The organism is Microvirga pakistanensis (assembly GCF_004458765.1).
In the GTDB taxonomy this organism is placed as follows: Bacteria; Pseudomonadota; Alphaproteobacteria; order Rhizobiales; family Beijerinckiaceae; genus Microvirga; species Microvirga pakistanensis.
Genome location: NZ_SPJX01000184.1, coordinates 114,524 through 135,725 on the forward strand (window position 1 = coordinate 114,524; position 21,202 = coordinate 135,725).

Consider the following 21,202-nt stretch of genomic DNA (forward strand, 5'->3'; position numbering starts at 1 on the left):
AAATTTGGAGGATCAAGCAGACTAATGTGGGATGTTCCAACACTTTTGACGAAGTTACGGTATCCCGGTCTGTCAATCGGAGGCTCCTGCCGTGTCCTTCCACGAGGGCAAGAAAGCCGCGCGCCAGCGCCTGATCGTGGCCGAGCTGGGCCTGAGCCCGGCCGTCCGGACGTCGGATCTCGCCCGCAGACTCGGCGTCTCGGCGGAGACGGTGCGGCGCGACATCGAGGAACTGACCCAGCGCGGCCTTGTCAGCCGCACCTATGGCGGGGCGGCCGGCCGCCAGCTCGGCCTCCAGCCCGTCTTCCAGGACAGGAACACGCTCGCCGTGGAAGAGCGCGAGGCGATTGCCCGGGCTGCCGCCGCGTTGGTGAAGCCGGGCGACGTGATCATGATCGATTCCGGCTCCACCACGGCCCGTTTCGCGCATGTTCTCGCCGAAACCGCCTTGAGGGTTACGGTCATCACCAACTGCTTCGCGGTTGCCAATGCCCTGGTGTCGCAGTCTCAGGTGCGGGTCCTGTTCTGTCCGGGCGATTTTTCCGTGCATGAGCGGGGCGTCTACGGTTCCGAAACCTGCGCCTTTCTGCAGCGCTTCAATGCGGATATCGCGTTCATCGGCGCCAGCGGCCTCACCCTGGAGGGGCCGAACGACGTCGAGACGCAGGCATGCTGGGTGAAGCGCACCATGATCGAGCGGGCCGAGCGGGGGGTTCTTCTCCTCGACGCGTCGAAATTCAACCGGCGCCATCTCGAACTCGTCTGCCCCATGGCGGAGCTGTCCGACATCGTCACGGACCGCATGCCCGATCCTGCCCTGGTCGCCCGGATCGAAGCCGCGAACGTGTCCCTGACGCTCGCGCGACGCGGATCCGACCCAGCGGAGCCATGATGTGGCGGCCGGCGTTCGTGGTCTTCACGGCGGCGATTTCTCAAGTAAGGTATCGGCATGACAGACGATGCCCTGATCCTGCGTGCCATGTTCGATGCGGCTTTGAAAGCGGCGCTTCCGGACGGAAAGTTCGATGACCGGTTGCCGCCGCGACCAAAGGGCAGAACGATCGTCCTCGGGGCCGGAAAGGCGTCCGCGCGCATGGCGGCCGCTTTCGAAGAGGCTTGGGCGAGGGCAGGCGGGGTCTGCGAGGGACTGGTCGTCACACGCTATGGACACGCGGTGCCCACACGCTCCGTCGAGATCGTCGAGGCCGCGCATCCGGTTCCTGACGAGGCCGGTCTGAACGCCGCCCGGCGGATTCTTGCGCTGGCTCATGAGGCCGGTCCCGACGACCTCGTCGTGTGCCTCGTCTCCGGCGGTGCATCGGCGCTTCTCTCGTTGCCCGCGGAGGGCATCACCTTTGCGGACAAGCAGGCGCTCAATCGCGCGCTCCTGAAGTCCGGCGCACCCATCGGGGAGATGAACCTCGTGCGCAAGTCGCTCTCCGCCATCAAGGGAGGACGGCTCGCTGCAGCGGTCGCACCGGCGCAACTCGTCACCTATCTCATATCCGACGTGCCGGGGGACGACCCTGCGAGCATCGGCTCCGGTCCGACGATCCCGGAGCAGGTCGATCCCCGATCCGTTCTGTCCATCCTCGGCCGGTACGACATCGACGTGCCTCCCCACGTGGCGAAGGCCGTCCAGGCGAACGTGGTCGAGAGTGCAGTCGAGGGCGGTGTCGTGCACATGCTCGCCACGCCCAAGATGGCGCTCGACGCGGCCGCCTCGAAAGCGCGTGAGTTCGGCTTGGTCCCTCTGATCCTGGGTGATGCCATCGAGGGCGAGGCGCGAGAGGTCGGCCGCGCGCTGGCCGGCATCGCACGCTCGGTGAGGCAACATGGCGAGCCTGTGGCGGCGCCTTGTGTCCTTTTGTCTGGAGGGGAGACGACCGTGACCGTCCGCGGATCGGGGCGCGGCGGGCGCAACGCGGAATTCCTCCTGTCACTCGCCTTGGCGCTGCGCGGTGCGGACGGTCTGTCGGCCATCGCCTGCGATACCGATGGCATCGACGGATCGGAGGATAATGCCGGCGCATGGTTCGACCAGGCCATGTTCGCTTCCGCTCGCGAGCGGGGGGTGGATCTCGCTGCGCATCTTGCCGGCAATGACGCCTATACGGCCTTCGCGCAACTCGACCGGCTGGTCGTCACGGGTCCGACGTTGACCAACGTGAACGACTTTCGCGCCATTCTCGTCCGCTAGATCGCTGCTCGGCGAAGTGGACCCGGTTCGCCGTCGAATATACGACACAGCAAAGAAGGGGGATTGGGGCCGCGCATGCGGAAACAACTCTAGAACATGCCGGCCGCCCCGGTGACGTTCTTGTGCGGAATCGTCAGCGTCACCGTGGTTCCGTGTCCTTCCCTGCTGTGGATCTCAAGCCCGCCGCCGTGAAGCCGGAGGATATGCCAGGCAAGGCTGAGGCCGAGGCCGGTACCGGGAAAATCCTTGGTGTTTCGACCCCGGAAGAACGGCTGCATGAGGAAAGGAAGATCCAGATCGGAGATGCCGATCCCCTCGTCTTTCACCTGAACCACGATTCCATTCGGCACCGCACGCGCCCTCACGGCGATCGGATGTTCCGGCGGCGAGTATTTTATGGCGTTGGACAGCACGATCACGAGTGCCTGCTCCAGCAGGATGGGGTCGCCCACCATGGCATCCGGAAGGCCTCGCATATCGAGGGTCATCGGGTGGTCGGGTTTGTGGCTGATCTGTTCCCGGCATATGCGCCTGATCAGCGCCTCCGGATTGAATTCCCTGGGATTGAGGAGCATGCTTCCCGCGCCGACACGCGTGTAGGACAGGATCATATCGATCAATTCCTCGAGCCGCAGGCTGGCACGCCAGATCGTCTCGGCACGGCTTCTCACATCCTTGGCGCTGAGCCGCTCCGCCCGCCGTTCCAGGCCCTGCGCAAGGGCGCTGATGGTGGAAAGCGGGGTCCTGAGCTGGTGAGCCAGGAGGGCAACCGGATCCAGAGACTGAGCCGTTTTGTGCTCACCGGCCCGCGAGCGTGTCGGGCGGTTCGTCCTGGACGATGTCTTAGTCGGCCTTCGAGCTGGAGGCACAGGCATCTCTTCGCATATAAGTATATAACGTTAAATGAGGCTTCTCGAATTAGAGCACGCGAACTCCATGTCCATGCCAAAAGCCGACGAATTGTAAGATTGTGGCAATCGCGGTTTGCTTAATGATGATGAAAAGATGATTTTGTGTTTTGACCTAGAAGGTTCGGAATATCAGAAACATAAAATTGTACGGTGACAGCACAAACTGAGAATAAATGTCAGAATTCGGTATGCGATTTTACATCTTGTTTGGGGATGAATTGTAAGGTGGAGCTGCCATTATTGCCGGGGCTGAAACCTCTTTCGGTGGGTGTGCGTTAATTGACAGGTTCCAGTGAGGAGAATGATCATGGATCGTGATCGCAGCGAAGGCAGCATGAAGAACATCAAGGGCCGCGTGAAGGAAGGCCTCGGCAAGGCTCTCGGCGATTCCAAGATGGAATCCGAGGGCAAAATGGATAAGGCCGAGGGCCGCATCCAGAACACCGTGGGCGGCATCAAGGACAGCCTGCGCAAGGGCACCTGACCTGAAGGGTTCGACAACGAGGCCCGGCGACGAGCCGGGCCTTTTTCATGGCGATGGAGCCGCCTTGGCGATCAGGAAAGTCAGGCGCTTCTCATCCTGGTGCTGGTCGAGGAGAGTATCGCCCAGTTCCCGAACGAGATTGGGAACATCGATGCCCGCGAGGGGATCCGTGCAGATCACGCGCAGTCGGTCGCCGGGATTCAGGGTCAGCAGCGCCTTGCGGGTCCGCAGCACCGGAAGCGGGCACTTCAAACCTGACAGATCCAGCTCGGTCATCGAAATCCTCCCGTCCTGCCCGCCCGCTCTGAACGATGCTCTAGCGAGCGGCTTCGTGCTCGACAAGGCCGCGCGCAACCATCAGGTCCTCCGGGCTATTGATGTTGAAGAAAGGATCGAAGGGCTCGGTCGGCCAGGAGGCTGTCGCCAGTCCCCGGGCCTTCATCCAATCCCCCACCCGCCGCAGGCCTTCGATCGTCAGCGCATGGCGCAAGTCATGGCGTAGGGCCACCGGCCACAGGCCGACAGTGTAGTGCTCGCGCGGTCCGGACGCGGCGCAGGCCATGGGTTTTCGGTCCGCCTCACGCCTCGTATGGAGACGCGAGACGAGATCGGACGGGATGAACGGGGTGTCGCCGGGAACGCTGATCACCCATTCGACCTCGGGACGGTGAGCGGCAGCCCATTCGAGCGCCGTCAGCACGCCCGCGAGGGGGCCCGGACGCCCCGCCACGGAATCCGGAACGACGGGCAGCCGGACCCCGGAAAAACGCGAGGGGTCGTCGTTCGCGTTGAGGATGATTCCTGCGCATTGGGGCGTCAGGCGCCGTTCCACGGAGGCGAGAAGCGTTCGCCCGCCGAGTGTCAGGAGCGGCTTGTCGCCTCCGCCCATGCGGCGTGCCGATCCTCCCGCGAGAATGACGCCCAGGGTTGCCGGATGGGGCGTCACGGAAGGTTCACTCGATCACGATGCGCGGTGCGGAGCGCGCCGCCGCGCCGCCGGACAATGCGGTCCAGACCTGCTGCGCCATATCCTTGTAGATCCGGGCGTGGGGCCCCTCCGGATCCGCCGCCACGACAGGTCGACCGGCATCGGAGAGTTCGCGGATGGTCATGTTGAGCGGCACCTCGCCAAGGAAGGGAACGCCCAGGCGCCCGGCCTCCGAGCGCGCTCCCCCGTGACCGAAGATATGGGAGGTCTGGCCGCAATGGGGGCAGACGAAGGTGGCCATGTTCTCGATGATCCCGAGGATCGGGATTTCCACGCGCTTGAACATCGATACGCCGCGCCGCGCATCGATGAGCGCCAGATCCTGCGGGGTGGACACGATCACGGCCCCTGCGAGGGGCGTGGCCTGGGCCATGGTGAGCTGTGCGTCGCCCGTGCCCGGCGGCATGTCGACCACGAGCACGTCGAGATCGCCCCAGGCGACCTCGCGCAGCATCTGGGTGATCGCCGACATGACCATCGGGCCGCGCCAGATCATGGCGGCCTCCTCCTCGACGAGGAAGCCGATGGACATCACCTTGAGGCCGAAGGCCTCCATGGGCTCGAGGATGCGGTTCTCGAGCAGTTTCGGCTTGCCGTGGATGCCGAAGAGCTTCGGCATGGAAGGTCCATAGATGTCTGCATCGAGAACGCCGACCTTCAGGCCTAGCGCTCCCAGGCCCAGGGCGAGGTTGCAGGCGGTCGTCGACTTGCCCACGCCGCCTTTCCCGGAAGCCACGGCGATGACATGCTTCACGCCTGGGATTCTCTGGTTCTGCGGCTGGGCGGCTGCCCGCGGCCGCTGCGCAGCCGCCGGAGACGGGGAGGGCACGGTCGAACCGGTCGGGCGGTCGGCGGTGAGGCTCGCAAAAACGCCCTTCACGCCGGGCAGGCCCTGAACGGCTGTGGCTGCGGCCTGACGGACCTCTTCCATGGCCTTGGCTTCGGACGGATCGATAGCGATCGAGAACATCACCCGCCCGGCATCGTCGATGTGAACATCCGAGAGGCGTCCCGACGCGACGAGGTCGGTTCCGCCCGCATCGACCCGCACGGTCGAGAGCACCTGCAAGACATGTTCACGGGTAATCGCCACGATGGAGGCTCCTGGGCTGCGATCCACTAATCTCTTGAGTCTCATGTAGAGGTTTGAGCCCCATCCGTTAAGGCGCTGTCTGACGGCCATGGACAATATCCGAACCAAAACTCACCCCGCCCGTTGTTGAACCGATCCCTTGGAGCTGAGCCGGCCAGCCGAAAGGCGGCGCCTGCACATCGCCGACCCGAGACGTCGCAATGGAATCAGGAGAGGATAATGCATCAACACGGCCATAACGATCCGAACGCCAAAAAGCTCTACGAGCTGATCAAGGACGTGAAGATCGCCATGATGACCACCGTCGATACGGACGGTACGCTGCACAGTCGTCCCATGTACAGCCAGGAGGCCGACGAGCATGGCGATTTCTGGTTCTTCACGCAGATCCAATCCCCCAAAATGACGGAAGTGTCACGGGACAACGAGGTCAACTTAGGCTTCAGCGATCCCAGCAGCCAAACCTATGTGTCCGTTTCAGGCAAGGCCGAGATCGTGCGCGACAAGGCCAAGATCGAGGAGAAGTGGTCGGAGCCGCTGCGGGCCTGGTTCCCGGAAGGCAAGGACGATCCGCAGATCGCCCTGCTCCGCGTACATCCCTCGAAAGGCGAGTATTGGGACAGCCCATCCTCCACCATCGTGCATCTCTACGGATATGCAAAGGCAGCTCTGACCGGGCAGCAGCCCAACCCGGGCGATCAGGCGAAGGTCAACCTGAGCTGACGTCTCAGCAAGCGCGTCAGCAAAGAAGGGGCCGCTCGGCGGCCCCTTTTCCGTGAAGGCGCTTGCTTCTTCCTTTCAAGCTCTAGCTTCAGTATAATCAAGGACAACAAAACAAAGTGACTCGGAGATCATCCGAAGTTCGACAAAACGAGAACAGCAAAGGGGCGCCCCCAGGGAGGGAAAGATGAAATCCATCTGGCTTGCCGCCGTCTCCACTGTAGCGTTTGCGTCTTCGAGTTTCGCCCAGCCCGCCACTCAGCCGCCGACCAACAATCTCGAGAAACTTCAGACCTTCCAGAGCACGGGCACCGCCGAGCCCAGGCAGATCCCGCAGGAAGGGCGGCGCGCCGACGCGATCCGACGCAACCTTCAGAAGATCAAGCTGCCAGCAGGCTTCAAGATCGATCTTTACGCCGTCGTGCCCGATGCCCGTCACATGGCAGTCGGCCCCAATGCGGGCGTCGTGTTTGTCGGGACGCGCAAGAGCAACGTCTATGTGGTCACGGATCGCGACAAGGACCGTGTGGCCGACGAGGTGAAGCAGTTCGCGCCGTCCGTCGCATTCAAGATCCCCAACGGCGTCTGCTTCTCCCGCGACGGCATGCTCTACGTCGTCGAGCAGAATCGCGTGCTGCAGTTCCCGGCCGCGGAGTTCTTCTACGAAGGTCCCGACGTGGCGGCAGCCATCGTCGTGAAGCAGGGCGAATTGATCCCGCCGGGCGAGGAGAGCTTCAACCACACGGCCCGCGTCTGCCGGGTCGGTCCCGACAACAAGCTCTATATCGCCCTTGGACAGCCCTTCAATGTGCCGCCCAAAGAGAAGATGGAACTTTACAGGGAGGTGGGCATCGGCGGCATCATCCGCGTGGACCAGGACGGCAAGAACCGGGAAGTTTATGCGACGGGCGTCCGCAACTCCGTCGGCATCGAGTTCAATCCGGCCGACAAGTCCCTCTGGTTCACCGACAACCAGGTCGACGGCATGGGTGACGATCAGCCTCCCGGCGAGCTGAACCGGGCTGTCCAGATGGGCCAGAATTTCGGCTTCCCGTATTATGGCGGCGGCATGGTTCGCACCGTCGAGTACAAGGACGATCAGGTGCCCGCAGGCACCGTGGCGCCTCAAGCCGAAATGGCGCCTCATGCGGCCGATCTCGGGCTCGCCTTCTACACGGGCAAGATGTTCCCGGCCGCCTATCAGGGGGGCCTCTTCTCGGCACAGCACGGATCCTGGAACCGGACGAAGCCTGTCGGCGCGCGTGTGATGTTCACGCCCCTCAAGCCGGACGGCACGGCCGACAAGCCTCAGGTCTTCGCCGAAGGCTGGCTCAACGAAAACGGCGAGTATCTCGGCCGGCCCGTCGACGTGGCCGTTCTCCTGGATGGTTCGCTTCTCGTGTCGGATGACACGGCTGGCGCGATCTACCGCATCTCCTACGAGGGCCAGTGAGGCTGTCCCGGCGGGCGCGCTTTCAGCGCGCCCGTTTCCTCCCGAAAGGCAACATCATGAAGACAATCCACGCCCTGGCATTGCTCGGGGTTCTTTCAGGCTGCCTCGCATCGGCCGCAGTCGAGGCGGCCGATGCCAGAGCAGGACGCCAGAAGATCACCACTTGCCAGGCCTGCCACGGACTCGACGGCCTCTCGAAGAATCCCGAGGCCCCCAATCTGGCGGGGCAGATCGAGGGCTATCTCGTGAAGGCGCTCACGGAATACAAGTCGGGAGCGCGCAAGAACGAGAGCATGAACATTGTCGCAAAGGATCTCTCCGACGAGGACATGGCCGATATCGCGGCCTATTACTCATCGATCGAGATTGACGTGCTGCCGCCATAACGCCGGGGGATGGCGGCAACGCACCCTTTCATCGGCGGGAAGCCTTCGCTATTGTCCTGCCTTCCGAAACGGCTAGGAGCAGGCGATGGTGGACATCGCGACCAGGGTCTACAATCATACCTGGAAGATCGACCCGATCGTTCGGTCGGTCCTGGACACGGACTTTTACAAGCTCCTGATGGCGCAGACGATCTTTCGCCGCCATCGGGACGTGCAGGTGACCTTCGGCATCCATAATCGCACCACCCGGATCCGGTTGGCCGACATCATCGATGCGGGCGAACTTCGAGAGCAGCTTGACCATGTGCGGACCCTCTCGCTCACGCGCGGCGAGTCCACCTGGCTTCGCGGCAATACCTTCTACGGCAAGCGGCAGATGTTCTCGCCGGAGTTCATGGATTGGCTCGAGACCTTCCGTTTTCCGGAATACCTCCTGGAGAAGGAGGATGGCCAATATGTGCTGACATTTCACGGACCGTGGATCGAAACCACCATGTGGGAGATCCCGGCTCTCGCCATCCTCAACGAACTGCGCTCGCGCGGGGTCCTGCGGGGCATGGGCAAATTCGAGCTGCAGGTGCTCTATGCCCGCGCGATGACCCGCGTGTGGGAGAAGATCGAGCGCCTGAGGAGGTTGCCGGATCTCTCCATCTCGGATTTCGGCACGCGCCGCCGCCATGGCTTCCTGTGGCAGGATTGGTGCGTGCAGGCCATGCTCGAAGGCCTGGGATCATCCTTCCTCGGCACGTCGAACTGCCTCATCGCCATGCGCCGCGAGGTGGAGGCCGTGGGCACCAACGCCCATGAGTTGCCCATGGTCTATGCCGCGCTCACAGACAGCGACGAGGAACTGGCGCGATCCCCCTATTGCGTGCTGGCCGATTGGCAGGAGGATTACGAAGGCAACCTGCGCGTCATCCTGCCCGATACCTACGGCACGACGAACTTTCTCCGGAATGCCCCCGACTGGGTATCCTCCTGGACCGGCATCCGCATCGACTCCAAGGATCCCATCGAGGGAGGAGAGGAGGCCATTGCGTGGTGGCGCCAGCGCGGTCAGAACCCGCGTGAAAAACTCGCCATCTTCTCCGATGGCCTCGACGTCGACGTGATCGAGCGCATCCACGAGAATTTCCGTGGCCGCATGCGCATCGGTTACGGCTGGGGCACGTTGCTCACGAACGACTTCCGTGGGCTCGTTCCCGAGGGCGGGCTCGATCCCATTTCAATCGTCTGCAAGGTCATTTCCGCCGATGGCCGCCCGACCGTGAAGCTTTCGGACAACCCCACCAAGGCCATGGGGCCCGAGGAGGAGGTCGAGCGCTACAAGCGCGTGTTCCACGTGGGGTCGCAGACGGCGCAACCGGTATTGGTGTGAGGCAATGAAGATCGATCTGAACAGCGATATGGGCGAGAGCTTCGGGGCGTGGTCGATGGGCGACGACGAGGCGATGCTCGATATCGTCTCGTCGGCCAACATCGCATGCGGTTTCCATGCAGGTGATCCGTCCACCATGTTCCGCACGGCGGAGATCGCCAAGCGCAAGGGCGTGGCGGTCGGCGCGCATCCGGGCTTCAACGACCTGCATGGCTTCGGCCGGCGGGTGATCCGCGGCGATTCCCCGGCCGAGATCGAACGCATGATCGCCTACCAGATCGGAGCCATGCAGGCCGTGGCCGCCCTGGCCGGTCATAAGGTCACCTTTGTGAAGGTTCACGGTTCGCTCAACAACATGGCGAACGAGGAGGAGAGCCTGGCGCTGGCGATCGCCCGCGCCATCAAGGGGGTGGATGCAAGCCTCGTCAACGTGTGCATGCCGGGACTCCTGATGGAGAAGGCATCGGAAACCGTCGGCATTCCGGTGGTGCGGGAGTTCTTCGCCGATCGCACCTATGAGGACGACGGCTCGCTGACCAGCCGCAAGAAGCCCGGCTCCGTTCTACACGATACGGATGCGGCGGCCGAACGCGTGCTGCGCACGTTACAGGACGGGGCCATCATCTCGACCTCGGGCAAGCGCATCCCCATCGCGATCGACACCATCTGCGTGCACGGCGACGAGCCGAGCGCCGTCGCTATGGCACGCACGGTCAGGGCAAAGCTCGAAGCCAACGGCATCACCATCGCTCCGTTCTCGGGAACATAGCGTGACGTTCAAGGATCATTTCTCGGAAAAGTCGGGCGATTATGCAGCCTATCGTCCGACCTATCCGCGCTCGCTCGTCGATTACCTCGCCGGTCTTTGCGGGCAGACGGATGTGGCGCTTGATGTCGGCTGCGGCACGGGACAGCTCTCGGTGCTGCTGGCGGAGCGTTTCAGCCGCGTGATCGCCACGGATGCGAGCGCGCAGCAGATCGTGCAGGCCGAGGCGCATGAGCGCGTGGAGTATCGTGTGGCGCCGGCGGAGCGGAGCGGCCTTGTCGAGCACACGGTCGATCTGATCACGGCCGCGCAGGCGGCGCATTGGTTCGATCTCGATGCCTTTTATGAGGAGGCGCGTCGCGTCGGAAAGCCGGGCGCGGTGCTGGCGCTCATCACCTATGGGGTGATCCGGGCAGAGCCCGGCATCGACCCTATCATTCGGCACTTCTACAAGGATGTGGTCGGCGCCTATTGGCCGCCGGAGCGCCGCCATGTGGAGGAGGGGTATCGCTCCTTCGCGTTTCCTTTTGATGAATGGGATGCGCCGCCTCTGGCCATCGAGGTGGAGTGGCAGGCTTCCGACCTCATCGGTTATGTCGACACATGGTCAGCCGTTCGCGGGCTTGAGAAAGCGCAAGGACGTGAACCTCTCGAAAGATTCGAGCGCGAGCTCGTGGCGCATTGGGGCGAGCCGCGGCGCCGGCGCGTCATTCGCTTTCCCCTATCCCTGCGCGTCGGACGGATGTGACCGATCCGCCGCGAACGCTTTCGCCAGGAACGGCGTGAGCGCGGAGAGCGTCTCCTCGGGCGCTTCCTCTGCGAGGTAATGGCCGCAATCGATTCCATGCCCATCCACGTGGTCCGCCCAGTCGCGCCACACCGCCAGAACGTCGTACCAGCGTTCCAAGCCGTTGCGCAGCCCCCAGAGCGCCAGGACCGGGCAGGCGATGCGCCGCCCGGCCCTCATGTCGGCTTCGTCGAGTTGCATGTCGATGGTCGCGCCCGCGCGGTAATCCTCGCACATGGCATGGATGGTCTCGGGATCGGTGAAGCAGCGCCGGTATTCCGCCAGGGCTTGCGCATCGAACATCGCACGCCCGCGCCGCAGATAGAACGTGTCCGGATCGGCCGAGATGAGGGTTTCCGGAATGGGATGCGGCTGCGCCAGGAAGAACCAGTGCCAGTAGCCCATGGCAAACGCCATGTCGGTGCGCCGGAAATGCTCGTAGGTCGGCAGGATATCAAGAACCGACAGGGCCGCGATGCGGGCCGGGTGATCGAGCGCCATGCGATAGGCGCAGCGTCCGCCGCGGTCGTGGCCGACCACGGCAAAGCGGTCGAAGCCGAGGGCTTGCATCACCTCGACCATGTCCCGCGCCATGGCGCGTTTCGAATAGGGCGCATGGTCGGACGTCGTCGGGGGCTTGGAGCTGTCGCCGTAGCCGCGCAGGTCCGCGCAGACGACTGTGTACTCTTCGGCGAGCCGCGGGGCGACCCGGTGCCACATGACGTGCGTTTGCGGATGCCCGTGCAGCAGCAGAACGGGCGGGCCGTTGCCCCCATGGCGGAGATTGATGACGGCCTCGGATGTTTCGATCCGGCCATGCGTGAAGGTCTCGAACATGTGCGGACTGTCCTCCATTTCCGCCGGAGGCTCCAGCCCTACCAAAGCAGGCGAGAGCAGGCCGTCATCCATGAAGGCCGCCTCGTCCGCTTTGGGGGCTCGCTCACCAGGAGCGCCGCTCTCCGTTGTCGATATGGATGATGCCGTTCCGATACATCTTGAGGCCCCCGACCTCGGGCCGCGAGCCCAAATAGGCCATGATGCCGCGGGCGCGGGCCTTCACCCTGAAATCGAGAGCGCGGCATGACAGGTGGAGCGAGTGGCGTGCGCCGCCTGCGCGCCAGTTCCGGCTCTTGCTCCGGTGAGTGGACTCGATGCTGACGGGACCGAATTTCTCGGCGACATCGGCAATGACCGCCAGCAGGTTCCCGGGCAGGCATTGCGTCGGAGCGGCTGCGCGCAGCTTGATCGTTCCCCGCGACACCAAGGATGTGAAGCCCGCAGGACCACGCGTTCCGAGGGTACCGGCATCGGGTAGGCTCCCGGTGGTCGCCGGATCGGTGATCCGGTCGCCGGAGGGCAGGCTCGTGTACTCGACCTTGGGAAGAGTGGTGGGAACGGCGCGGGCCTTGGCGCGCACTTTGGACGGCGGCCGGCTCGGGAGCAAAGGCGCAGCTTTTGGAAATGAAATCGGGATCACGATCCCGTTCTGCTCCGCATGGGGGCTTTGCGCATGCGCCGGGTGCCCCACGAGGGCCGCCAGGCAGGTCCCGGTCGTGAAGGCGAGCCAAGGCGCGCAACGAACTTTCAATTCGGTGCTCATCGGGTTCTCCCCGTTCTGAGCCCCCACATCATGGAAAGCCGATGGATGGTCCTCCCACCGGCAGCAATTTTTTGGCCAGTAAACCGGCAGGTGCGGTGATCGCTTGAGAGAAGCTACCTATGCAATGGCTCAGTTGGAGCAAGGGTTGGATGAAGAATTTAGTCTGATCAAAAGTATTACTACCTATAGAAATCCTTATTTTCCAAGAGTCTTAGCCTAAAATGATCTCATTATTGCAACGTTATTAAGTTTAACTTTCAGGGTCTTGCAGTGCCCATCCGCGATACACATATCATGTTGCGAGCCTTAACATCGGCCCATTGGAGACTGGAATGCCTGCTGCCCGTAGCGACCTGTTCGATGCCATCAAAGCTGCCGGCCCGACCCGGGAGGATTCCCTCGCGCGCATCACGCTTGTGGCGAAACTGATGGACAGTGCTTTCGTGGTTCCCGGCCTTAACCGCCGGATCGGCCTGGATGCGGTTCTGGGTCTCGTGCCGGGGGTCGGCGATGCCATTTCGGCAGCCCTGGCGAGCTATATCATCTGGGAGGCGCGCCAGCTCGGTCTCCCGCGCTGGAAGATCGCCCGCATGATCGGCAATGTGGCGGTGGATACGGCGCTCGGCGCCATCCCCTTGGCCGGCGACGTGTTCGACGTGTTCTTCAAGGCCAACGAGCGCAACCTGCGGATCATCCACGACCATCTCGGCACATCCAAGCGGGGGCCGAAGGTGATCGACGGCACCGCAATGCGGATCGAGTGATAGCCGCTTCACCGAAAAAACGCGACCCTCTGGGTCTGCACGATGCGCTAGGACCGCGCTTTTTTGCTGTCACCGGTGGCTTGAGATGAACTGCTGGAAGCGTTCCGATTTCGGCGCGGCGAACACTTCGCCGGGAGGCCCTTCCTCTTCCACCATGCCTTTGTGAAGAAACACCACCCGGTTCGAGACGTCGCGGGCAAAGCCCATCTCGTGTGTCACGACAAGCATGGTGCGGCCCTCCTCCGCGAGCGAACGCATCACGCGCAGCACCTCGCCGACGAGTTCCGGGTCGAGCGCCGAGGTCGGCTCGTCGAACAGCATCACCTTGGGATGCATGGCCAGCGCACGGGCGATCGCCGCGCGCTGCTGCTGTCCGCCGGACAGATGGGACGGATATTGATGGCGCTTGTCGGCGATGCCGACCTTCGCCAGCAGCTCCTCGGCCTCCGCGATGCACTCCGCCTTCGGGCGCCTCTGCACATGCACCGGCGCCTCGATGACATTCTCCAGGATCGTCATGTGAGACCAGAGATTGAAGCTCTGGAACACCATCGCGACGCGCGAGCGGATGCGGTCCACCTGCCGCTGGTCGGCGGGCATCATGCCTTTGCGGCCGTGCTTCAGCTTGATCGTCTCGCCCCCGATGGTGACGTCGCCGCTGTCAGGCACTTCGAGCATGTTGATGCAGCGAAGCATCGTCGACTTGCCCGATCCCGACGCGCCGAGGATCGAGATCACGTCGCCCTCGTTGGCCTTGAGCGATATGCCCTTGAGAACTTCGAGCGTACCGAAGCTCTTGCGCAGATTGCTGATCGATACGGCGGGAGTGGACTGGGACGACAAGGATGCAACTCCGTTAGACATGCGCGGCCTCCAGGCGCGGCTCCACGGCAGGCGCGCGGCGCAGGTGCGGCGAAAGCCACCATTCAATGGCCATGATGATGCGGGTGATGATGAAGTTCAGAACGAGGTAGATCACGCCTGCCACGATGAAAACCTCCACGGCCCGGAAGGTCTGCGAGATCATCTTGGCCGCGAGGCCCGTGACTTCCATCATGGTGATGACGGAGGCGAGCGACGTGGCCTTCACCATCAGGATGATCTCGCTGCCATAGGCCGGCAGGGCCTGCCGGACCGCGATCGGGAAGATGATGCGGCGGAAGAGCAGGAAGCCGGACATGCCGCAGGCCCGTGCGGCCTCCACCTGGTTGTAGGGCACGGCCTGCAGGCCGCCGCGAATGACCTCGCTGCCGTAGGCCCCCGTATTCATGGTCAGCGCGAGGACCGCGCACCAGTAGGGCTCGCGGAAGAAGCCCCAGAGACCGAACTCCTGCAGAGTGGGGCGGAACTGTCCGAGACCGTAATAGATGAGGAAGATCTGCACGAGCAGCGGCGTGCCGCGGAAGACGAACACGTAGGCCTGTGCCGGCCAATTGAACACCTTGAAGCTCGACATGCGCATGAGCGCGAGCAGCATGGCCAGCACGGCACCGAACGCGATTGACGTGAAGGCGAGATTGAGCGTGAGCGGAACGCCGGCGATGAGGCGCAGGAAAGCCTCCTGCATGAAGGCGAGGTCCATCAGGAAGCCCTCCGCATGCCGCGCATGGAATAGGTCTCCGCGCGCTGGAAGAGATAGGTCGAAACCCAGGTGATCAGGAGATAGAGGATCGCCGCCGTGATGTAGAAGTCGAACGGACGACGCGTCGAGCCCGCGGCCACCTGCGACTGACGCAGAAGCTCGACGAGCCCGGTGACCGAGATTAGGGCGGATTCCTTCAGGACCAGCTGCCAGGTGTTGCCGAGGCCCGGGATCGCATAGCGCAGAACCTGCGGGGCGATGATCCGGCGGAACATGAGCCAGCGGTGCATGCCGACGGAGCGGGCGGCCTCAAGCTCGCCGCGGCTGACGACCTGGTAGGCTCCACGGAAGACCTCGGCCTGATAGGCTCCGGACACGATGCCGATCGCCAGGGCGCCTGTGACGAAAGCGGGTACGCCGATGAAGCCCTCGGCTCCGAACAGGCTGCCGATCGCCCCGAGCGCCGCGCTGCCGCCGAAATAGAAGAGATAAATCACGAGCAGGTCGGGGATGCCGCGAAGAACCGTGGTGTATCCGTCCGCCAGCCACCGGACCGGAGCATTGCCGCCGATCTTGCCCCAGGCCACGAAGGTGCCCACGACTGCGCCCGCGAGAAAGCCGCAGGTGGCAACCGCAATCGTCATGCCCGTCGCCATCAGAAGAGCCCATCCCCAGCCGTTGGGGCCGAACCCGACGAGTTCGAAATAGCTCAGTTGTTGCACGCTTTAACTTTCTTGACTGTGCCCGTCCTCTAGAGCGGAGGACGGGCCGTTTCCTTTCACATCCGGGTGGCCGGCTGCTGCTCCCCAGGCGTCTGGCCATGGGGAGCAGTTCTGGCCGCTCTCTTGTCAGGTTTGCGGCGTCATGTCGATCTTGAACCATTTCTGCGTCAGCTTTTGGATGGTTCCGTCGTCGACGGCCGATTGAATGGCCTTGTCGAACATGGTCTTGAGCTCAAAATCGTCCTTGCGCAGGCCCACGGCCACGCCGCGCCCGAGCACGTCGCCGCTCACGGCACCGCCCACCATCTCCATGTCCTTGAACTCCGGCTTTTCCGTCGAGGCCTTCAGGGAGGAGTGAGCCGCGAAGATCGCGTCGATGCGCCCGGCCGCTAGGTCGAGATCGTGCTGCTCGGTGGTCTTGTATTCACGGATCGTGATCGTGTCCTTCAGGTACTTCTCAAGGAACTGGCCGTTGACGGTGGAGCTCTGCGTGCCCACGGTCTTGCCTTTCAGGAGGGGCTTCCAGGCCTCGATCATTGTCTTGGCGGCTTCCGGATCCTTGTCGAGACTCAGGCGCTGGCCCGCACCCGCGAGCTTCTCGAGCGGCGAGCCCTTCATCACGCCCCAGCCATGGGGGCCGGACGCGTACGGACGCGAGAAGTTGATGGTCTCCAGGCGCTTTTCCGTGATGTTCATGCCGGCCATGATGGCATCGTACTTCTTGGCCTGGAGCGCCGGGATGATGCCGTCCCAGTCCTGGGCCACGATCTCGCACTTCACCTTCATGCGCGCGCACAGGTCGTTGGCGAGGTCGATCTCGAACCCTTCGAGCTTGCCGCCGGCGCCCGTGAAGTTCCAGGGAGCATAGGCGCCCTCGGTGGCGATCTTGACGGTCTTCTCCTGGGCCGATGCCCCGCCGAGCGCGAGGGCGGAGGCCAGCAGGGTGAGACCCAGTGCCTTGAATAGCTTCATTCTTCTTCCCCTGGTCAGTTTCGACTGATCCTGTTCTCCGAAGAGAGGCCTTGGCCTGCCATCGGCCCTCGAAGGTAACAGCCAAAAGCCAAGCCGGCGCAAGGTCTATTCGGCCGAATCGACGGGCCGGCCTGGCGTTTTCGGCCGCAACTGACCCCTTTTTCATACAGAAAAGGCGCGGCCATAGCCGCGCCTTGGAAACGAGGGAAGCTCGACTTAGCCCTTCGGCGAGATGTCGATCTTGAACCACTTCTCGGACAGCTTTTTCACCGTGCCGTCCTTGACGGCTGCCTGAATGGCCTCGTTGAAGGTCTTCTTCAGTTCGGCATCTTCCTTGCGCAGGCCGACGCCGACACCTTCACCGAGCAGGCCGCCGGTGATGGACGGGCCGACAAGAACATAGTCCTTGAACTCGGGCTTCTCGAGGGTGCCAATGATCGCCGTGGAGTCCGCCAGAACCGCATCGATGCGGCCGGCGGCGAGGTCGAGATCGTGAGCCTCGGTGGTCTTGTACTCGCGGATCTCGGCGGTGCCCTTGTAGTACTTGTCGGCGAAGTTCGCGTGAATGGTCGAGCCCTGGACGCCAACGGTCTTGCCCTTCAGGAGGGGCTTCACGGCATCGATGGCCTTCTCGGCGGCCGCCTGCTGCGAGCCGAGGTTAAAGGCCTGGCCCGTACCGGGCATCTTAGCGAGCGGCGAGTCCTTCGCCACGAGGAAGCCGTTCGGGCCGGCGGCGTAGGGGCCGGCGAAGTCGATGGTCTTCTTGCGCTCGTCCGTGATGCTCATGCCGGCCATGATGGCATCGTACTTCTTGGCCTGGAGCGCCGGGATGATGCCGTCCCAGTCCTGGGCCACGATCTCGCACTTCACCTTCATGCGCGCGCACAGGTCGTTGGCGAGGTCGATCTCGAACCCTTCGAGCTTGCCGCCGGCGCCCGTGAAGTTCCAGGGAGCATAGGCGCCCTCGGTTGCGATCTTGACGGTCTTCTCCTGCGCCGATGCCCCGCCGAGCGCGAGGGCGGTGCCCAGAAGGGCGAAGCCGACAGACTTAACGAATTTCATAGTCGTTCCCTTAACTTATGGCTCAGATTCATCGTGAGCCCAACGTCTCGCGGCCTTCGGGCCGCGCCGTGACGCAGTAACAGTCAATCTCCGGAAAAAGGCAAGGGGCCGTCGGTGCCCCTTACACAACCCGAAGGCGAATCTCGCCGAGGCCCTCGATGGCTCCGACCATGACCTGTCCTCGCGTCACGGCTCCCACGCCGTCAGGCGTTCCCGAAAAGATCACGTCGCCGGGGGCGAGCTCGAAATAGGAGGAGAGATAGGCCACCTGCTCGGCCACGGACCAGATCATGTCGGAGAGGTCGCCCTTCTGCCTGACGGTGCCGTCGACCGACAACGAGATCGCGCCTGTGGCCGGATGGCCGATCCTGGCGGCCGGATGGATCGGGCCCACGGGACCTGACAGATCCGCCGCCTTGCCGAGCTCCCAGGAGCGGCGCAACTGCTTCGCCTCGTCCTGAAGGTCGCGGCGGGTCATATCGAGGCCGACCGCGTAGCCGAACACGTGGTCGAGGGCCTCTGCCACGGGGATGTCCCGGCCGCCCTTGGCGATGGCGACCACCAGTTCCACCTCGAAATGGTAGTTTTGCGTTCTGGGCGGATAGGGATGGTCGACCGTCCGGCCGTCCGGGACGAGCTGGAGGGCATCGGCCGGCTTCATGAAGAAGAACGGAGGTTCGCGGGTCGGGTCGCCGCCCATCTCCCGCGCATGGGCCGCATAGTTGCGGCCGACGCAATAGACGCGCCGCACGGGGAAAAGGTCGCTGGAGCCGGCAACCGGCAGGGCCGGAACCGGGGGAGTCGGGATGACATGGGCCATGGTGGTTCGGGAATGTGTTCCGATGAAGGGGCAGGGTCGTCTTTCTCTTTCCTACACCTTGCGGTTCTCCCTACAAGACGTCATGAACGGGGCTCCACACGAGGAATGACGATGACCGCACCCGGCAGTACTGGCGCAGCTCTCATTGACACCCTGAAGGCACGGCTCGGCGATGCCTCCGTGCTGAGTGCGGCGAGCGACCTCGAAGGGCACCTCACGGAATCCCGCGGCCTCTATCGCGGCGAGGCCCTGGCGGTGGTGCGGCCCAGGGATCGTGACGAGGTTGCATTCGTCTTGGCCGAATGCGCGAAGGCCGGCGTGCCGGTCGTGCCTCATGGCGGCAATACCGGACTTGTCGGCGGCGGCGTTCCGTTCGGCGGCGTGGTGCTGTCCCTCACGCGTCTCGACCGCATCCGCGACATCGACCCTGTGAATGCCACCATCACGGTCGAGGCGGGGTGCATCCTGAAGGCGGTGCAGGATGCGGCGAGCGATGCCGGTTTTCTCTTTCCGCTGTCGCTGGCCTCGGAAGGTTCGTGCCGCATCGGCGGCAACCTCGCCACCAATGCCGGCGGCACCGCCGTGCTGCGCTACGGCAACATGCGCGATCTGACGCTCGGTCTCGAGGTGGTGCTGGCCGACGGACGCGTCTGGGATGGACTGAAGGGCCTGCGCAAGGACAATACGGGCTATGACCTGAAGAATCTTTTCGTCGGGTCGGAGGGCACGCTCGGCGTCATCACGGCCGCGGTGCTCAAGCTCTTTCCCAAGCCCCATGCCCGTGTGACGGCCTTCATCGGCTGCGCCTCGCCCTTTGATGCTCTCAAAGTCTTCCAACGTCTGCGCGAGGCGGCGGGCGATCAGCTCACCGCTTTCGAATACATGCCGGAATTCGGTCTGGAGATCGTGCTCAAGCACGTCGCCGGCTCGGTCCGTCCGCTCGCCGAGAAGCACGATTCCTACGCTCTGGTCGAGCTCTCCTCGCCGCAGAAGGATGCCGATCTGCAGAGCCAGCTCGAGGCCGTGCTCGGGGAGGCCTTCGAGGAGGGCCTCGTGCAGGATGCTGTCCTCGGCTCCAGCGAGGCGCAGAGCAAGGCGCTCTGGAGCCTGCGCGAGAGCCTCTCGGAGGTGCAGGGCAGAGAAGGCGGATCGATCAAGCACGACGTGGCCGTGCCCGTCTCCCGCGTCGCCGAATTCATCGACGTCGCAACGAAATCCTGCGAGGCGGAGATGCCGGGCGTGCGCGTCTGTGCCTTCGGCCATTTCGGCGACGGCAACATCCACTTCAACCTCTCCCAGCCCGTGGGGATGGACAAGAGCCAGTATCTCTCCCAGTGGGAGCGCTTCAACCGCATCGTGCACGATATCGTACACGACATGAACGGATCGATCTCGGCCGAGCACGGCATCGGTCTCATCAAGCGCGACGAGCTGGAGCTCTACAAGGATGCGGTGGCGCTTGATCTCATGCGCAGCCTCAAGCGCGCGCTCGATCCGCGGAACATTCTCAATCCCGGTAAGGTCATCTCCATCGGAGACAAGGCTCCGGCGTCGCTTCCCAAGGCAGGATAAGGCCCATGAAGAGCATCGATCTTCTCACCATCGGCGAGCCTCTGATGGAGTTTGCGGAGGTGCAGCGCGACGGCGAGCGTCTCTACCTGCCGGGCTACGGCGGCGACGTCTCCAACGCGGCGGTCGCGGCCGCGCGCCAGGGTGCGAAGGTTGCGATCTTCACCGCTCTGGGAGGTGACTTCTTCGGGCAGGACTTTCTCGATCTCTGGCAGCGCGAGGGGATCGACTGCTCCTCGGTCATCCGGCCCAAGGACGGCAGGACGGGAGCCTATTTCATCAGCTACGGCGCGGACGGGCATGTGTTCTCCTATGCCCGCGCGGGATCGGCCGCGAGCCTGATCACAAGCGAGGAACTGCCGCTGGCGCAGATCGCATCGGCCCGTATCCTGCATGCATCCGGCATTTCGCAGGCGATTTCGGAAAGCTGCGCGGACGCGGTCTTCGCCGCGATCATTCATGCCAAGTCGAATGGCACGGTCGTCAGCTATGACACCAACCTGCGCCTGAAGCTCTGGCCGCTGGAGCGCGCCCGCGCGATCATTCACGGTGCATCCGCCCTATCGGACATTCTCCTGCCCGGTCTCGACGATGCGCGCCAGCTCACGGGACTTGAGCGGCCGGAGGAGATCTGCGCGTTCTATCTGGGTCTCGGCTGCGGCGTGGTTGCGCTGACCATGGGCAAGAACGGCACCATGGTGGCAACCAGGGAGCGAGTCGATGTGATCGCCGCCCGGCCCGTCGAGGCTGTCGACGCCACGGGCGCGGGCGACACGTTCGATGGGGCGTTCCTGGCCGAGTGGCTCGCGCACCGCGACCCGTTCCGCGCGGCGGCCTATGCCAATGCGGCTGCGGCTCTGTCGACGCTTGGCCGCGGCGCCGTCGCGCCCATTCCCGAGCGCGCGGCGGTCGAGCGCTTTCTTCAGAGCGCATGAAAACGGCGGG

24 protein-coding genes are annotated in these 21,202 nt (G+C 63.7%); 12 read left to right on the forward strand and 12 right to left on the reverse strand.

Features of this window, described 5'->3' with window-relative positions; translation table 11 throughout:
- Positions 1–91 precede the first annotated feature (91 nt).
- Both E4K09_RS08240 and E4K09_RS08245 read left to right on the forward strand, forming a co-directional pair.
- Positions 92–892, forward strand: coding sequence for a DeoR/GlpR family DNA-binding transcription regulator (locus tag E4K09_RS08240; RefSeq protein WP_166802223.1), 801 nt, complete (start codon positions 92–94; stop codon positions 890–892).
- A 57-nt stretch (positions 893–949) separates the two neighbouring features.
- Positions 950–2,200 (forward strand): glycerate kinase type-2 family protein, encoded by a 1,251-nt coding sequence (locus tag E4K09_RS08245; protein WP_134496263.1) that lies wholly within the window; start codon positions 950–952, stop codon positions 2,198–2,200.
- 89 nt (positions 2,201–2,289) lie between these two features.
- Here the strand turns inward: E4K09_RS08245 and E4K09_RS08250 are convergent, their stop codons facing one another.
- Positions 2,290–3,069, reverse strand: a complete 780-nt coding sequence (locus E4K09_RS08250) for a sensor histidine kinase (RefSeq protein ID WP_166802224.1) — start codon at positions 3,067–3,069, stop codon at positions 2,290–2,292.
- A 349-nt stretch (positions 3,070–3,418) separates the two neighbouring features.
- Between E4K09_RS08250 and E4K09_RS08255 the strand changes: the two genes are divergently transcribed.
- Positions 3,419–3,595 carry a CsbD family protein gene (locus tag E4K09_RS08255; RefSeq protein ID WP_134496265.1) on the forward strand — a complete coding sequence of 59 codons (177 nt, stop codon included), beginning with the start codon at positions 3,419–3,421 and terminating at the stop codon, positions 3,593–3,595.
- A 45-nt stretch (positions 3,596–3,640) separates the two neighbouring features.
- On the opposite strand, the gene E4K09_RS08260 is transcribed toward E4K09_RS08255, so the two are convergent.
- From E4K09_RS08260 to E4K09_RS08270, 3 genes are read right to left on the reverse strand one after another with little or no spacing between them, the layout of a single operon-like run.
- A complete protein-coding gene (locus E4K09_RS08260) occupies positions 3,641–3,871 on the reverse strand; it encodes a sulfurtransferase TusA family protein (RefSeq protein WP_134496266.1) in 231 nt (76 codons plus the stop codon).
- A 40-nt stretch (positions 3,872–3,911) separates the two neighbouring features.
- On the reverse strand, positions 3,912–4,541 hold the full coding sequence (mobA, locus tag E4K09_RS08265; protein WP_134496267.1) for a molybdenum cofactor guanylyltransferase MobA: 630 nt from the start codon (positions 4,539–4,541) through the stop codon (positions 3,912–3,914).
- A gap of 7 nt (positions 4,542–4,548) precedes the next feature.
- Positions 4,549–5,676 (reverse strand): Mrp/NBP35 family ATP-binding protein, encoded by a 1,128-nt coding sequence (locus E4K09_RS08270; protein WP_134496268.1) that lies wholly within the window; start codon positions 5,674–5,676, stop codon positions 4,549–4,551.
- A gap of 219 nt (positions 5,677–5,895) precedes the next feature.
- Between E4K09_RS08270 and E4K09_RS08275 the strand changes: the two genes are divergently transcribed.
- From E4K09_RS08275 to E4K09_RS08300, 6 genes are all read left to right on the forward strand, one after another.
- Entirely contained in the window at positions 5,896–6,399 is a 504-nt protein-coding gene (locus tag E4K09_RS08275; RefSeq protein WP_134496269.1) for a pyridoxamine 5'-phosphate oxidase family protein, read from the forward strand.
- A 184-nt stretch (positions 6,400–6,583) separates the two neighbouring features.
- The gene (locus tag E4K09_RS08280; protein WP_134496270.1) at positions 6,584–7,849 is read left to right on the forward strand and encodes a PQQ-dependent sugar dehydrogenase; all 1,266 of its coding nucleotides are present in this window, start codon (positions 6,584–6,586) and stop codon (positions 7,847–7,849) included.
- Between the two features lie 56 nt (positions 7,850–7,905).
- Positions 7,906–8,235 carry a c-type cytochrome gene (locus E4K09_RS08285; RefSeq protein ID WP_134496271.1) on the forward strand — a complete coding sequence of 110 codons (330 nt, stop codon included), beginning with the start codon at positions 7,906–7,908 and terminating at the stop codon, positions 8,233–8,235.
- An 85-nt stretch (positions 8,236–8,320) separates the two neighbouring features.
- Positions 8,321–9,613, forward strand: coding sequence for a nicotinate phosphoribosyltransferase (gene pncB / locus E4K09_RS08290; protein WP_134496272.1), 1,293 nt, complete (start codon positions 8,321–8,323; stop codon positions 9,611–9,613).
- Positions 9,614–9,617: 4 nt separating this feature from the next.
- Complete coding sequence (locus tag E4K09_RS08295; protein WP_134496273.1) at positions 9,618–10,382, forward strand: LamB/YcsF family protein; 765 nt, start codon at positions 9,618–9,620, stop codon at positions 10,380–10,382.
- A 1-nt stretch (position 10,383) separates the two neighbouring features.
- A complete protein-coding gene (locus E4K09_RS08300) occupies positions 10,384–11,127 on the forward strand; it encodes a class I SAM-dependent methyltransferase (RefSeq protein ID WP_134496274.1) in 744 nt (247 codons plus the stop codon).
- Here the strand turns inward: E4K09_RS08300 and E4K09_RS08305 are convergent.
- Both E4K09_RS08305 and E4K09_RS08310 read right to left on the reverse strand, forming a co-directional pair.
- Entirely contained in the window at positions 11,101–12,075 is a 975-nt protein-coding gene (locus tag E4K09_RS08305) for an alpha/beta fold hydrolase (protein WP_244610418.1), read from the reverse strand. The genes E4K09_RS08300 and E4K09_RS08305 overlap by 27 nt on opposite strands.
- A gap of 31 nt (positions 12,076–12,106) precedes the next feature.
- The gene (locus tag E4K09_RS08310) at positions 12,107–12,766 is read right to left on the reverse strand and encodes a YcbK family protein (protein ID WP_134496275.1); all 660 of its coding nucleotides are present in this window, start codon (positions 12,764–12,766) and stop codon (positions 12,107–12,109) included.
- Positions 12,767–13,098: 332 nt separating this feature from the next.
- Between E4K09_RS08310 and E4K09_RS08315 the strand changes: the two genes are divergently transcribed.
- Positions 13,099–13,530, forward strand: a complete 432-nt coding sequence (locus E4K09_RS08315) for a DUF4112 domain-containing protein (RefSeq protein ID WP_134496276.1) — start codon at positions 13,099–13,101, stop codon at positions 13,528–13,530.
- Between the two features lie 69 nt (positions 13,531–13,599).
- Here the strand turns inward: E4K09_RS08315 and E4K09_RS08320 are convergent, their stop codons facing one another.
- From E4K09_RS08320 to E4K09_RS08345, 6 genes are all read right to left on the reverse strand, one after another.
- Entirely contained in the window at positions 13,600–14,394 is a 795-nt protein-coding gene (locus tag E4K09_RS08320; protein ID WP_134496277.1) for an ABC transporter ATP-binding protein, read from the reverse strand.
- Complete coding sequence (locus E4K09_RS08325) at positions 14,387–15,112, reverse strand: ABC transporter permease (protein WP_134496278.1); 726 nt, start codon at positions 15,110–15,112, stop codon at positions 14,387–14,389. Before E4K09_RS08325 ends, E4K09_RS08320 begins: the two co-directional genes overlap by 8 nt.
- Positions 15,112–15,768 (reverse strand): ABC transporter permease, encoded by a 657-nt coding sequence (locus tag E4K09_RS08330; protein WP_280177452.1) that lies wholly within the window; start codon positions 15,766–15,768, stop codon positions 15,112–15,114. The genes E4K09_RS08325 and E4K09_RS08330 overlap by 1 nt, the downstream gene beginning before the upstream one ends.
- Positions 15,769–15,960: 192 nt before the next feature.
- The gene (locus E4K09_RS08335) at positions 15,961–16,806 is read right to left on the reverse strand and encodes a lysine/arginine/ornithine ABC transporter substrate-binding protein (RefSeq protein WP_134496280.1); all 846 of its coding nucleotides are present in this window, start codon (positions 16,804–16,806) and stop codon (positions 15,961–15,963) included.
- Positions 16,807–17,022: 216 nt separating this feature from the next.
- The gene (locus E4K09_RS08340) at positions 17,023–17,868 is read right to left on the reverse strand and encodes a lysine/arginine/ornithine ABC transporter substrate-binding protein (RefSeq protein WP_134496281.1); all 846 of its coding nucleotides are present in this window, start codon (positions 17,866–17,868) and stop codon (positions 17,023–17,025) included.
- A gap of 121 nt (positions 17,869–17,989) precedes the next feature.
- On the reverse strand, positions 17,990–18,688 hold the full coding sequence (locus E4K09_RS08345; protein WP_134496282.1) for a fumarylacetoacetate hydrolase family protein: 699 nt from the start codon (positions 18,686–18,688) through the stop codon (positions 17,990–17,992).
- 111 nt (positions 18,689–18,799) lie between these two features.
- Between E4K09_RS08345 and E4K09_RS08350 the strand changes: the two genes are divergently transcribed.
- The gene (locus E4K09_RS08350; RefSeq protein WP_134496283.1) at positions 18,800–20,260 is read left to right on the forward strand and encodes an FAD-binding oxidoreductase; all 1,461 of its coding nucleotides are present in this window, start codon (positions 18,800–18,802) and stop codon (positions 20,258–20,260) included.
- Positions 20,261–20,265: 5 nt separating this feature from the next.
- On the forward strand, positions 20,266–21,192 hold the full coding sequence (locus E4K09_RS08355; protein WP_134496284.1) for a sugar kinase: 927 nt from the start codon (positions 20,266–20,268) through the stop codon (positions 21,190–21,192).
- Positions 21,193–21,202: the final 10 nt, after the last annotated feature.